The sequence below is a fragment of the Nakamurella leprariae genome (assembly GCF_016918035.1).
In the GTDB taxonomy this organism is placed as follows: domain Bacteria; phylum Actinomycetota; class Actinomycetes; order Mycobacteriales; family Nakamurellaceae; genus Nakamurella; species Nakamurella leprariae.
Map to the genome: position 1 here is coordinate 1 of NZ_JAERWK010000002.1, position 12,999 is coordinate 12,999.

General features: G+C 73.0%; 12 protein-coding genes. 10 read left to right on the forward strand and 2 right to left on the reverse strand.

The genetic code is table 11. The features are described from left to right. The first annotated feature begins 135 nt into the window (after positions 1 to 135). From JL106_RS01075 to xylA, 4 genes are all read left to right on the forward strand, one after another. A complete protein-coding gene (locus JL106_RS01075) occupies positions 136 to 933 on the forward strand; it encodes an ATP-binding cassette domain-containing protein (protein ID WP_205258828.1) in 798 nt (265 codons plus the stop codon). Next, entirely contained in the window at positions 930 to 2,243 is a 1,314-nt protein-coding gene (locus tag JL106_RS01080) for a sugar ABC transporter permease (protein ID WP_205258829.1), read from the forward strand. The genes JL106_RS01075 and JL106_RS01080 overlap by 4 nt, the downstream gene beginning before the upstream one ends. Positions 2,244 to 2,365: 122 nt before the next feature. Further along, positions 2,366 to 3,610, forward strand: coding sequence for an ROK family protein (locus JL106_RS01085; RefSeq protein ID WP_205258830.1), 1,245 nt, complete (start codon positions 2,366 to 2,368; stop codon positions 3,608 to 3,610). A 182-nt stretch (positions 3,611 to 3,792) separates the two neighbouring features. After that, on the forward strand, positions 3,793 to 4,977 hold the full coding sequence (xylA, locus tag JL106_RS01090; protein WP_205258862.1) for a xylose isomerase: 1,185 nt from the start codon (positions 3,793 to 3,795) through the stop codon (positions 4,975 to 4,977). A gap of 33 nt (positions 4,978 to 5,010) precedes the next feature. On the opposite strand, the gene JL106_RS01095 is transcribed toward xylA, so the two are convergent. Both JL106_RS01095 and JL106_RS01100 read right to left on the reverse strand, forming a co-directional pair. Continuing rightward, a complete protein-coding gene (locus JL106_RS01095) occupies positions 5,011 to 5,562 on the reverse strand; it encodes a ferritin-like domain-containing protein (RefSeq protein ID WP_205258831.1) in 552 nt (183 codons plus the stop codon). After that, positions 5,559 to 6,092, reverse strand: coding sequence for a hypothetical protein (locus tag JL106_RS01100; protein ID WP_205258832.1), 534 nt, complete (start codon positions 6,090 to 6,092; stop codon positions 5,559 to 5,561). Before JL106_RS01100 ends, JL106_RS01095 begins: the two co-directional genes overlap by 4 nt. 291 nt (positions 6,093 to 6,383) lie before the next feature. Between JL106_RS01100 and rimP the strand changes: the two genes are divergently transcribed. The 6 genes from rimP to rbfA all read left to right on the forward strand — a co-directional run bounded on the left by rimP (position 6,384) and on the right by rbfA (position 12,847). After that, positions 6,384 to 7,142, forward strand: a complete 759-nt coding sequence (rimP, locus tag JL106_RS01105; protein ID WP_205258833.1) for a ribosome maturation factor RimP — start codon at positions 6,384 to 6,386, stop codon at positions 7,140 to 7,142. Further along, positions 7,139 to 8,158: a transcription termination factor NusA gene (nusA, locus tag JL106_RS01110; RefSeq protein WP_205258834.1), complete on the forward strand. Its 1,020-nt coding sequence runs from the start codon at positions 7,139 to 7,141 to the stop codon at positions 8,156 to 8,158. Before rimP ends, nusA begins: the two co-directional genes overlap by 4 nt. 149 nt (positions 8,159 to 8,307) lie before the next feature. Next, complete coding sequence (locus JL106_RS22315) at positions 8,308 to 8,703, forward strand: YlxR family protein (protein WP_205258835.1); 396 nt, start codon at positions 8,308 to 8,310, stop codon at positions 8,701 to 8,703. Between the two features lie 88 nt (positions 8,704 to 8,791). Continuing rightward, entirely contained in the window at positions 8,792 to 11,764 is a 2,973-nt protein-coding gene (gene infB, locus JL106_RS22320; protein WP_407940063.1) for a translation initiation factor IF-2, read from the forward strand. Positions 11,765 to 11,880: 116 nt separating this feature from the next. Continuing rightward, the gene (locus JL106_RS01125; protein WP_205258836.1) at positions 11,881 to 12,186 is read left to right on the forward strand and encodes a DUF503 domain-containing protein; all 306 of its coding nucleotides are present in this window, start codon (positions 11,881 to 11,883) and stop codon (positions 12,184 to 12,186) included. A gap of 118 nt (positions 12,187 to 12,304) precedes the next feature. Next, positions 12,305 to 12,847, forward strand: a complete 543-nt coding sequence (gene rbfA / locus JL106_RS01130; RefSeq protein WP_205258837.1) for a 30S ribosome-binding factor RbfA — start codon at positions 12,305 to 12,307, stop codon at positions 12,845 to 12,847. Positions 12,848 to 12,999 lie beyond the last annotated feature (152 nt).

Consider the following 12,999-nt stretch of genomic DNA (forward strand, 5'->3'; position numbering starts at 1 on the left):
GACGCCGCCCCCTGGGGCGGGCCCCCCGTACACGGGCGCCGGGGGGTGGGCCCGGGGGCGCGCGGGGGGGCGCCCCCGGGACCGCCGTGCGCACCCCCGACCCATCCAGGACCGAGACGAGGACGCGGACCTGCCATGACATCGACGACCGCCCCGACCGGGCAGCCGATCCTGCAACTGGACGGCATCAACAAGAGTTTCGGTGCCGTGCAGGTGCTGCACGACGTCGATCTCACCCTGCAACCGGGGCAGGTGACCGCGCTGGTCGGCGACAACGGCGCCGGCAAGTCGACCCTGGTCAAGTGCATCGCCGGGATCCACGGCATCGACAGCGGTGAGTACCGCTTCGAGGGCCGGGAGGTGACGGTGTCCAGCCCTCGCGACGCAGCTGCGCTGGGCATCGAGATCGTCTACCAGGACCTGGCGCTGTGCGACAACCTGGACATCGTCCAGAACATGTTCCTCGGCCGGGAGCCCAGGTCGGGCCTGGTGCTCGACGAGGGCACCATGGAGATCAAGGCCCGGGACACCCTGGCCTCCCTGTCGGTCCGCACGATCGCGTCGGTCCGGCAACTCGTCTCGAGTCTGTCCGGCGGGCAACGGCAGACCGTGGCCATCGCCAAGGCGGTGCTGTGGAACTCCAAGGTGGTGCTGCTCGACGAGCCCACCGCGGCGCTCGGCGTGGCCCAGACCCGTCAGGTCCTCGACCTGGTCCGGCGGCTGGCCGATGCCGGACTGGCCGTGCTGCTGATCAGTCACAACATGAACGACGTGCTCGAGGTCAGCGACCGCATCACGCCGCTGTACCTCGGCCGCGTCGCCGCCGACGTGGCGGCCAAGGACGTCACCGGCCGGGAGATCGTCGAACTCATCACCACGGGCCGCTCCGGCGACATCGGACTGGCCCCCGCGCTCGCCAGGGAGTCGTCATGAGCAGCGACACGTCGTCCAAGACGGTCGGCGGCAAGCCGCTGATCGGTGAACCGGTCGACGACCTCGAGGCCCGGGCCCGGTTCGCGGCCGACGCCGCGGGACCGGTGTCACTCGGCACCTACGTCAAGGGCTACCGCGACAAGGTCCGCGGGGGTGATGTGGGGTCACTGCCCGCGGTCCTGGGCTTGCTCGTCCTCGTCGTGATCTTCACGATCGCGCGGCCGTCGACGTTCCCCACGGCGTTGAACTTCGCCAACCTGATGACCCAGGCCGGCTCCATCTGCGTGCTGGCCATGGGCATCGGCTTCGTCCTGCTGCTGGGACACATCGACCTGTCCGCCGGCGTCGTCGGCGGGGTCGGCGCCGGCGTGATGGGCCAGCTGATGCTGCAGGCTCAGTGGCCGTGGTGGATCGCGGTCCTGGCCGCCCTGGCCGCCGGGGTGGTCATGGGACTGCTGACCGGCTGGCTGGTCTCGGTCGTCGGCATCCCCAGCTTCGTGGTGACCCTGGCCTTCTTCCTGGCCTGGCAGGGCGTCCTGCTGTTCCTCATCGGCACGGGCGGCACGGTCGCGGTGAGCGACCCGGTCATCGTGGGCATCGCGAACAACAACGTCCCGGTGGTGTGGGGCTGGATCCTGGTGGTGGTCTCGATCGCGGTGTACGCGGGCGTGAACCTCGTGGTGTACCAGCGCCGGCGTGCCCGCGCCCTGGTCACCGCGCCGCTGTCCGTGGTGCTGGCCCGGGTCGCGGTGATCGCGGTCCTCCTGCTGCTGGCCACGTACTTCTTGTCGCTGAACCGGGCCCGCGTGGCCACCGTCCAGCTCGAAGGCATCCCGTGGGTGGTGCCGCTGGTCGCCGTGCTGTTGATCGTCTGGACGCTGGTGCAGAACCGCACCGCCTTCGGCCGCTACGTCTACGCCGTCGGCGGCAACGCGGAGGCGGCCCGGCGGGCCGGCATCCGGGTGGGCCGGATCACGATCGCCTGCTTCGTGATCAGCTCGGCCATGGCGGTGGTGTCGGGCATCATCGCGGCCTCGCGGCTCAACTCGGTGACGCCGGACGCCGGCGCCGGGAACACCCTGCTGTACGCGGTCGCGGCGGCGGTCATCGGTGGCACGTCGCTGTTCGGTGGCAAGGGTCGGGCCCGCGACGCGATCATCGGCGGCCTGGTCATCGCGGTGATCAACAACGGACTCGGACTGCTCGGTCTCACGGCCGAGATCAATTTCCTGATCACAGGTTTCGTGCTGTTGCTGGCCGCCAGTGTCGACGCCGTGAGCCGGCGTCGACGCTCGGGGAGCGGCCGCTAAGCTGATGCGCGCGGCCGAGGCAGTGTGCCGCACCACCAGGACCGGACGGTCGTCCCGTCGCCCCGGCGACCCCGGAGGACCTCGGGAGCGCCGGCCGTTCCCGACCGGAGGGAGGCTGCGCGGTGTCGATCACGGCTGCGTCGGCTGCCGCCGGTGCCCCCGCCGACCAGGCGACGGTGCGGCGGCTCAATCTCGCCCTGCTCCTGCGCAGCCTGGCCGAGGGAGGCTCCCGGTCCCGGGCCAGGCTGGCCGCGGACACCGGGTTGACGAAGGCCACCGTCTCGACCCTGGTCAGCGATCTACAGGCACGACAGCTGGTCGTCGAAGGCGACGCGGAGCGCACCGGGCTCGGTCGGCCGGGCCGGGTCCTGCACCTGAACACCGAGTCGGTGCGCTGCCTCGGACTCGAGATCAACGTGGACTACATCTGCGGCGTGGCCATGGACCTGTCCGGGCAGGTCCGGGCACGCGCCCGCTGGGCGCTGCCGATGCAGTCGCTGGGGCCGGCCCGGGGGCTCGGCGTGGCGGCCGACCTGGCGCGGCAGTTGCTGCTCGACTGCGGCGCCGGCGCGCAGCAGGTCAGGTCGGTGCAGTTGTCCATGCCGGGCATGGTCGACGTCGATTCCGGGATCCTGGTCAACGCGCCGAACCTGCGGTGGCGAGACGTGGACGTGGTGCACAGTCTGCTCGGGCGACTGGACTGGCGATGGGCCTCGTTCACGGTCGACAACGACGCGAACCTGGGGGCGATGGCGCACTACGCCGCCGCGCCGGCCGGGCTCCGGCACCTGCTCTACCTCTCCGGTGAGATCGGTGTCGGCGGCGGCACCGTCATCGACGGGTCCATCGTCCGTGGCGCCAACGGGTGGGCCGGAGAGGTCGGCCACATGCCGCTCGGCCCGGGGGACCGGGTGTGCGGGTGCGGCCGGTCCGGGTGCTGGGAGACGGTGGTCGGACTGGGGGCGGTGCTCGACGCGATCGCGGATCCCGGAGATGCGCTGCACGACGAGACCATCGACATGGCCGAGCGTCTCGACCTGGTCTGCGCCCGGGCCGCAGCCGGGGACGAGCGGACCCTGGCCGGCCTGCGTCGGCAGGGACACTGGCTCGGGATGGGACTGTCCATCCTGCTGAACGTCCAGGACCCCGGCTTGATCGTGCTGGGTGGGTACTTCCCGGTGATCCAGGAATGGATCGCCGAGCCGATGATGGCCGAGATCCGTCGTCGCGCCATCGCGCTTCCGGACATCGAACCCCGGGTCGAGTTCTCGTCCCTCGGCATCGAGGCATCGTGCCTCGGTGCGGCGCACGCCGGGGTCGAGGCGCTCATCGCCGACCCAGCCTCGGCGCCGATCGCTGCCGGCTGACGACTGCTCCCGCGTCCGTCTCCCGGGCAGCTCCTCCAGCGTCGGCGGATCCGCTGGTGGTCGTCCGACATCACTGCATCTCGAACAGCTCTCGCATCGCGACGCTTGACGGGACCGATCGTTCCGGCTAGAAAGTTCAGTATCCGAACGAACTGGACGAAGGAGTCCCCGTGCCCGATCAGCTGCCTGTCCCGACACCCGCCGACCGCTTCTCCTTCGGACTCTGGACCGTGGGCTGGCGGGGGCAGGATCCGTTCGGCGACGCCACCCGGCCGCCGCTGGACCCGGTCGAGTCGGTGGAACGGCTCGCCGAGGTCGGGGCGTGGGGGATCACCTTCCACGACGACGATCTCATCCCGTTCGGCGCCGACGCGGCCACCCGCGACACGCTCGTCGCCCGGCTCACCGAGGCCACCGCCCGCACCGGGCTGGTCGTCGAGATGGTGACCACCAATCTGTTCACCCATCCCGCGTTCAAGGACGGGGGCCTGACCTCCAACGATCGTTCCGTCCGTCGCTTCGCGCTGCGGAAGGTGCTGGCGGCAACGGATCTCGCCGCCGAACTCGGAGCCACCACGTTCGTGATGTGGGGCGGCCGGGAGGGCAGCGAGTACGACGGGGCCAAGGACCTGGCCGCCGCCTTCGACCGGTACCGCGAGGGCGTCGACACGGTGGCCGGGTACATCAAGGACCGCGGGTACGACCTGCGGATCGCGCTGGAGCCCAAGCCCAACGAGCCGCGGGGCGACATCCTCCTGCCCACGGTCGGGCACGCGCTGGCCTTCATCGCCACGCTGGAGCACGGCGACATCGTGGGGGTGAACCCGGAGACCGGGCACGAACAGATGGCCGGCCTGAACTACACCCACGGTCTGGCGCAGGCGCTGTGGGCCGGCAAGCTGTTCCACATCGACCTGAACGGACAGCGGTCCATCAAGTACGACCAGGACCTGGCCTTCGGGCACGGCGACCTGACGTCCGCGTTCTTCACCGTGGACCTGCTGGAGAACGGGTTCCCCGGCGGCGGACCCCGCTACGACGGACCCCGCCACTTCGACTACAAGCCGTCCCGCACCGACGGCTCCGACGGCGTCTGGGCGTCCGCCCGGGCCAACATGGAGACCTACCTGCTGCTCAAGGAACGCGCGCTGGCCTTCCGGGCTGATCCGGCGGTGCAGGAGGCGATGGCTGTCTCCGGGATCGGGGAGCTGGCCGAGCCGACGCTGGCCGCGGGGGAGCGGGCGGCCGACCTGGTCGCCGACCCGTCCGCCGGCCCGGACTTCGACGCCGACGCGGCGGGCGAGCGGTCGTACGCGTTCGTGCACCTGAACCAGCTGGCGTTGCGCCACCTGATGGGGGCGCGCTGAGCGCAGACGCCGAACGGTTCCGAGTCGGCCGGGTCAGGCCTGACCGGGGAACGGCACCGTGGCCGGCGTGACGCCGGCGGCCAGCTTGCGCTGGGCCAACCGCACCGCGGCGTCCGACAGACCGGCCAGGGCGAACCCGCGCAGTTCGGTGTCGTCGGTCGACCCGATGACCGCGCGCCAGCCACCGGCGCAGTCGATCTCCAGGTCCTGGGCGAACAGCCCGGCGGTGGCGGGGTCGGTGACCGGCGTGGCCGGCTGGTACGCCGGCGCCGCCAGGTCGGGTGTGGCGCCCCCGGCGTCCAGGCGTTCGGCGGTGGCCTCGCGGCGCTGCAGGTGACTGCGGCTCAGCGCGATCGCCGCCGGTCGGGCGTCCTCCGCCAGCCAGGGGGCGAGCAGTTCATACCCCCAGACGGCCGCCGACTCCGCGGCCAGCGCCTGCTGCAGTGCGGTGATCTCCGCCTCGGCCAGCGGACCGGCGGTGTCGGTGGACGTCGCCGGCCCGGTCGTGGTCGCGGCGCCGGTCCCGTCCGTGGGCTGGGTGGCATCCGTGGTGGGCTGAGTGGTCGGATCGGTCGGCGTGCTCATGCCAGCACCGCCCGGTGGCTGGCCAGACAGGCGACGATCGACCCGAGCAGCGCGGCCCGGTACGGGCCGACCGCGGACATCGCGTCGGTGAACTGCACCTGGGCGGTGGCCGCGTCGCCGCGGACGGTGGAGATGATCGCGGCCGGGTCCTCGGGCAGGCGCAGGTCGGCCGGCGCCGGGTCGGCCGTCGGGCCGGTCGACGTCGGCGGGGTGACCCGGTCCCGCTCGGCGATCAGCGCGTCGAGGTGCGCCTGCCGATCGGCTCGCAACGGCGTCAACCGGGCGGCGTCCGCGGGATCGGCCGTGATGGCCGCGTCCAGTCGCAGCAGGTGCAGGCGGGTGGTGGCGATCAACCCGGTCAGCGGGTCGGGGGCGGCCGGTGCCGTCGAGGTGGCGGCCGGCTCGTCGCTCGAAGTGCAACCGCTCACCCCGCCCAGCAGCAGCGCCCCGACCGTGCCGCCGGCGCCGGCGAACAGGGCGCGGCGGCCGATCGACCGGGCGGCGCGATCGGCGGACGAGGGGACTGGCACGCCGGACATTCTGACAGCATCGCCCGCCCCGGACGGCCCAGGCCGGGCCGGACGCGCGGCCGGGCCGCCGGCGCGCCCCGCGCTGACCGGAGCCGACTAGGCTGCCCGGACGGCACGGTGTCCGCGCCCCGCCCGGCCGCCGGCCGGCGGGGCTGCTGTGTGTCCGGCCGGTGATCACCGGCGCGGACGGCAGGCCGGCGCTGGACGACAGCGCCCGGGCGCGGTGCGATCGGACGGTTGGACCAGCAGCCGGGTCGGACTGCTGGAGCACGTGGGCGAGAGGAACGAGTGATGTCGCAACGAGGGCCCGCGGGGAACTCGTCCGGCCGGGAGGGAGCCGGGACACCAGGCGGCACGTCCGGCCCTGGCCGCCGGGACGCCGAGCTGTGGTCGCTGGCCGAGCGGGTCGCGGCCGAGCGCGGGTTCGACCTGGAGGACGTCACCGTGGTGGCCGCCGGGCGCCGGCGGCTCGTGCGCCTGGTCATCGACCGGGACGGCGGCGTCGAGCTGGACGCAGCCGCCGAGGTGAGCCGGGCGCTGAGCGCGGCGCTGGACGAGGCCGAGCAGTCGGGTACGGACCCGATGGGCGGTGCGCCCTACACACTGGAGGTCACCAGCCCGGGGATCGGCCGGCCGCTCACGCTGCCGCGGCACTTCCGGCGGGCCCGCGGCCGGATGGTCGCCTTCCGCCGGGTGGACGGCACCACGCTGACCGCCCGTGTCGCCGGCGCGGACGACGAGCACGTCCAGGTGCTCACCGGGTGCGACGGCCTGCAGCCGGACACGGTCGCCCTGGCCGACATCGAACGCGCGGTCGTCGAGGTCGAGTTCTCGCCGGTCCCGGCCGCGGTGGCGCAGGCCCTGGGGCTGACCCCCGCGTCCGAGCCGGTGGACCTGGACGACACCGAGCTCGACGACACCGAGGTCGACGACACCGATCACGACTCCGCGGATCTCGGCGAGGACAGCGACGTGTCGGGTTCCGACCCGGCCGCGCCGACCGGCCCGGCCGATCGATCCGGCGGGTCCGCCACTGGGGGTACCCGATGAACGTGGACATCAGCGCCCTGCGCGCCGTGGAGCGGGAGAAGGGCATCGCCCTGGACTCCCTGTTGGAGACGCTGGAGAACGCGCTGCTGTCGGCCTACCGGCACACCGACGGTCACGCAGCCTTCGCCCGGGTGGACATCGACCGGCGCTCCGGTGAGATCCGGGTGATGGCCAGGGAGACCGCCGAGCCGATCGACCCGGCCGACCCCGCCCAGCGTGACCTGGAGTGGGACGACACTCCCAGCGACTTCGGCCGGATCGCCGCCACGACGGCGAGACAGGTCATCCTGCAACGCCTCCGTGACGTCGAGCACGAGCGCACCTTCGGCGACTTCGCCGGGCGCGAGCACGACCTGATCACCGGCACCGTCACCGCCGATGCCCGGGTCAACGCCCGTGGCGTCGTGGTGGTCAGCCTGGGCGACGTCGAGGGCGTCATCCCGGCCGCCGAGCAGGTGCCGGGCGAGCAGTACGTGCACGGGCAGCGGCTGCGCTGCTACGTGGTCGCGGTGACCCGCGGGCCGCGCGGGCCGCAGATCACCCTGTCCCGCACCCATCCCAACCTGGTGCGCAAGCTCTTCGCCCTCGAAGTGCCGGAGATCGCCGACGGCACGGTCGAGATCACCGCAGTGGCCCGCGAGGCGGGACACCGCAGCAAGATCGCCGTGCGGCCCACGGTGCCGGGCGTCAACGCCAAGGGCGCCTGCATCGGCCCGATGGGCCAGCGGGTCCGCGCCGTGATGAGCGAGCTGGGCGGCGAGAAGATCGACATCATCGACTGGGACGACGATCCGGCCACCTTCGTCGGCAACGCGCTGTCCCCGGCGCGGGCGATGTCGGTCACCGTGGTCGACCAGGCCACCAAGGCGGCCCGGGTGGTGGTGCCGGACTTCCAGCTCTCCCTGGCCATCGGCAAGGAGGGACAGAACGCTCGACTGGCCGCGCGGCTCACCGGCTGGCGCATCGACATCCGCAGCGACGCCGATCCGCGACCGACGGCCGAGCCGGCGGGGTGAGCGTGCTGGGCGCCGACCGACCCGCGGCCGGGACCGGATCGGGAACAGCCGCGTCCGCCGGCGACATGGTGGCGGCCAGGTCCGGCACGACACCCCGGGGTCGATCATCGGCGCGCGGCGTCGCCGGGTCCGGGAACGAGCTAGACTCGATGCTGTCTCGTTCCCGGGTTCCCCGCCCAGCTGTTCCCCCCGCTCCTGCCGGTGCCGCCCCCGCGGTCCCGTCCGGACCGGTGCGGACGTGCATCGGGTGCCGCGCCCGGGAGCAGGCAGACCGACTGCTCCGCGTCGTCGTCGCCTCGGGAACCCTGGTTCCCGATCCGCGGCGCCGCCTCCCCGGCCGGGGAGCGTGGCTGCACCCCGTCATCGGGTGCCTGGACGCCGCGGAGCGTCGTCGTGCGTTCGGCCGAGCGCTCCGGTCCGCCGGGACGCTCGACTCCGGTCGGGTCCGGGAGTTCGTCCAGTCGGGCGGCACTCCCGAGTCCGGGACGCCCCCGCAGCCCGCGGGCGGCGCCGAAGGATCCAGGAAGCAGGTCGGCCCATCGTGAGCACCCCGTGAAGTCTCAGCAATGAGCATCCGGTCCGTCTAACGAGGTCGCGCGGGTTCTGCCGCTCGGCCTCATCGTGAGGAGAGCAGTGGCAGGCAAGGCCCGAGTACATGAGCTCGCGAAGGAGCTCGGCAAGACCAGCAAGGAAGTCATGGCGAAGCTCGCCGATCTCGGCGAGTTCGTGAAGTCCCCGTCCTCGACCATCGAGGCACCCGTCGTCCGCAAGCTCAAGGACGCCTTCCCGCAGGGTGGCTCCGGCTCCGGCGGCGGCAACGGGACCCCGCGTCCGGGTGGACCGCGCACCGGTGCACCGACCCCCGGGCGGCCGTCGCCGCGTCCGGCCGCTCCGGCGGTCCCTGCTCCGGCGGCCCCGGGCCGTCCGGCGGCTCCCGCTCCGGCTCCGGCGACCGCCGGTTCCCCGGCGGCACCCCGTCCGGCCGCGCCGCGACCGGCCGCCCCGGTGCAGGCCCCGGCCGCGCAGGCGGCTCCGGCACCGGCGGCTCCGGCGGCGCCTGCGCAGTCCCGTCCGGCCGCGGGCTCGCCCACGCCGGGCGCGCCGCGGGTCCGTCCCGAGCAGCCAGCCGCGCAGGCTCCGGCCGCACCGGCGGCGTCCGCCACGCCGGTCGCGCCGAGCCGGGCTCCCGGTCAGGCGCCGCGTCCGTCCGCGGGCGCTCCCCGTCCGCAGGGCGGTGCGCCGCGTCCCGACGCCGGTGCGCGTCCGCCACGTCCGCAGGGTGGGGTGCCCGGTGCTCCCCGCCCGCCGCGGATGGGCAACAACCCGTTCAGCACGGCCGGTGGCCGTCCGGCCGCCCCGCGTCCCGGTGGCGTGCCCGGCGCCCCGCGCCCGCCGGCAGGTGCCGGTGGTCCCCGTCCGGGTGGCCCCGGTGGTCCGGGTGCCGGCGGACCCCGTCCCGGCGGCCCGGGTGCCCGTCCGGGTGCGCCCGGCGGTCGTCCGGGTGCGCCCGGCGGTGGACCGCGTCCGGGTGCGCCCGGTGGTCGTCCGGGCACGCCCGGCGCCGGCACGTACCGGCCGACCGGTCCCGGTGGTGGTGGCGGTGGCGGTGGCTACCGCGGCGGCCCCGGTGGTGGCGGCGGCGGTGGCCCCCGTCCCGGTGGCGGCGGCCGTGGTCGCGGCGGTGCCGCGGGTGCCTTCGGGCGTCAGGGCGGCCCGGCGCGCAAGGGCCGCAAATCCAAGAAGCAGCGCCGTCAGGAATTCGACAACATGCAGGCGCCGTCGATCGGCGGCGCGATCCTGCCCCGTGGCAACGGCTCGGTCGTGCGCCTGGCCCGCGGGTCGTCGTTGTCGGACTTCGCGGACAAGATCGATGCCAACCCGGCGTCGATGGTGCAGGCGCTGTTCCACTTGGGCGAGATGGTCACGGCGACCCAGTCGGTGTCGGACGACATCCTCGAGCTGCTCGGCTCGGAGATGGGTTACGACGTGCAGATCGTGTCCCCGGAGGACGAGGACCGCGAGCTGCTGTCGTCGTTCGACCTCTCCTTCGGTGAGAACGAGGGCGGCGAGGAGGACCTGGTGGCCCGGCCGCCGGTCGTCACCGTCATGGGTCACGTCGACCACGGCAAGACCCGGCTGCTCGACGCGATCCGCAGCACCAACGTGGTCGACCGTGAGGCCGGCGGCATCACCCAGCACATCGGCGCCTACCAGGTCACGACGCACCTGGGCGACGACGAGCGGCTGATCACCTTCATCGACACCCCGGGTCACGAGGCGTTCACCGCCATGCGTGCCCGTGGTTCGCAGTCCACGGACATCGTGGTGCTGGTGGTCGCGGCCGACGACGGTGTGATGCCGCAGACGGTCGAGGCGATCAACCACGCCAAGGCGGCGGACGTGCCGATCGTGGTGGCGGTCAACAAGATCGACAAGGAGGGTGCGAACCCTCAGAAGATCCGCCAGCAGCTCACCGAGTACGGGCTGGTCGCCGAGGAGTACGGCGGCGACACGATGTTCGTGGACATCTCGGCGCGCAACAACACCAACATCGACGGGCTGCTCGAGTCGATCCTGCTCACCGCGGACGCGGCGCTGGATCTGCGCGCCAACCCGGACATGGAGGCCGAGGGTGTGGCCATCGAGGCGCACCTGGACCGCGGTCGCGGTCCGGTCGCCACGGTGCTGGTCCAGCGCGGCACGCTGCGGGTCGGCGACTCGATCGTCGCCGGCAACGCCTACGGGCGCGTCCGGGCCATGCTCGGCGACAACGGCGAGAACGTCGCCGAGGCGCTGCCGTCGCGTCCGGTCCAGGTGCTCGGGTTCACCTCGGTGCCCGGCGCCGGCGACACGATCATGGTCGTCGAGGAGGACCGGGTCGCCCGTCAGGTCGCGCAGAGCCGGCAGGCCCGGTCCCGCAAGGCCCAGATCGGCAACCGTCGTCGCATCTCCCTGGAGACCCTGGGCGAGGCGCTGGCCGAGAACAAGGTCGAGCAGCTCACCCTGATCATCAAGGGTGACAACTCCGGCACCGTCGAGGCGCTGGAGGACTCGCTGTTGAAGCTGGACGTGGGCGAGGAGGTCAACCTGCGCGTGGTGCACCGCGGTGTCGGCGGCATCACCCAGGACGACCTGAACCTCGCGATGATCACCGAGGCGATCATCGTGGGCTTCAACGTCAAGCCGGTGCGTGGGGTGGCCGAACTGGCCGACCGCGAGGGCGTGGACATCCGGTACTACACGGTGATCTACCAGGCCATCGACGAGATCGAGGCCGCCCTCAAGGGACTCCTCAAGCCGGAGTACGAAGAGGTCGCCATGGGGTCGGCGGAGATCCGCGAGGTCTTCCGCAGCTCCAAGTTCGGCAACATCGCGGGCTGCATCGTCCGGTCCGGTGAGATCCGCCGGAACGCCAAGGCGCGGCTGTTGCGCAACGGCGTGGTCATCAACGACAACCTGGCGATCGATTCGCTGCGCCGGTTCAAGGACGATGCCGTTGAGGTCCGCGAGGGCTTCGAGTGCGGTATCGGCCTGGGGTCCTGGAACAACATCGAGGTCGAGGACGAGATCCAGACCTACGAGATCCGGGAGAAGCCCCGCAGCTGATCCGACCCGCGCGGCCGGATCCGATCACCCACCAGCGCGGCCGCGGCCCGGGACCTCCCGGGCCGCGGCTGTCGGTGCACGCTCGCGGGTTCCACTCGTCCGGGGAGGTGTGGGTCGTGTTCGTCGGGGTACTGGAATGTGACGTGCTGCTGGAACCGGCGAGTCCGGTGCAGTCGCTGAAGCACAAGCGGGCCGTGCTGCGGCCGGTCCTGGCCCGGCTGCGCCGGCTGGAGGTCGCGGTGGCCGAGGCCGACCAGGCCGGCGTGCACCGTCGCGCCACCATCGGCATCGCCACCGTCTCGGGTGACGCCGCGCTCGTGCACCGCGTGCTCGACCGCTGCGAGGAACAGGTGGCCGCCGAGCTGGAGGTGCACCTGCTGTCCACCCGTCGTCGGCTCATCGGTCAACACGACGAGGAGTGACCGCACGACGAGGGACCGCTGCCGGCCGGGCGGCCGGTGGCGCAGTCCATGATCGGGGTCGGCGGGCCCCGCGGCGACGGACCGCCGAGCGAGACCACAACGAGGCAGGAGTGCAGTCATGGCGGATCCCACGCGGGCCCGACGGCTGGCCAAGCGCATCACGGCAATCGTGGCCACCGAGCTGGAGCACCAGGTCAAGGACCCGCGGCTGGCCATGGTGACCATCACGGCCGCGACCGTCACCCCCGACCTGCGCGACGCGGTCGTCTACTACACGGTGTACGGCGACCAGGACCAGGTCGACGACTCGGCCAAGGCCCTGGCCAGCGCGAGCGGCGTGCTGCGCAGCGCGGTCGGCCGGCAGACCGGCATCAAGTTCACCCCGACGCTCACCTTCAAGCCGGACACCGTCCCGGAGAACGCCCATCGCATCGACGAGCTGCTCGAGCGGGCCCGGATGGCCGATGCCGCGGTGGCCGAGCAGGCCGCGTCGGCCCGGTACGCCGGCGAGGCGGATCCGTACCGGGCGCCGCGCGAGCGCGGCGAGGACGAGCTTGACGGGGACGAGCTCGAGGGCGGACCGGACGACGGACTCGACGGATCCGGGGCCACCGGATCCGCGGAGACGTCGCCCCGACCCTCCGCGGTGCAGCCGAACTGAGCCCTGATCGTGACCCGACCGTGGTGTTCGTCCGCGAGCCGTGAGAGGCTCGGAGCTCTCCGCGCCAGCGTGTGCACCCGCGTGGTCCCCGGTCCTCCGGCCGACCGCCCGGCGCCCGCGCGGCGCAGCCCTGGCGACGTGCGTGCTGGAGG

Excerpts from the sequence above, each read along its gene's own strand:
- rimP (WP_205258833.1), top strand. The coding sequence starts at position 6,384 with ATGTCGCAACGAGGGCCCGCGGGGAACTCGTCCGGCCGGGAGGGAGCC.
- JL106_RS01075 (WP_205258828.1), top strand. The coding sequence starts at position 136 with ATGACATCGACGACCGCCCCGACCGGGCAGCCGATCCTGCAACTGGAC.
- JL106_RS01080 (WP_205258829.1), top strand. The coding sequence starts at position 930 with ATGAGCAGCGACACGTCGTCCAAGACGGTCGGCGGCAAGCCGCTGATC.
- JL106_RS01095 (WP_205258831.1), bottom strand. The coding sequence starts at position 5,562 with ATGAGCACGCCGACCGATCCGACCACTCAGCCCACCACGGATGCCACC.
- JL106_RS22315 (WP_205258835.1), top strand. The coding sequence starts at position 8,308 with ATGCTGTCTCGTTCCCGGGTTCCCCGCCCAGCTGTTCCCCCCGCTCCT.
- nusA (WP_205258834.1), top strand. The coding sequence starts at position 7,139 with ATGAACGTGGACATCAGCGCCCTGCGCGCCGTGGAGCGGGAGAAGGGC.
- rbfA (WP_205258837.1), top strand. The coding sequence starts at position 12,305 with ATGGCGGATCCCACGCGGGCCCGACGGCTGGCCAAGCGCATCACGGCA.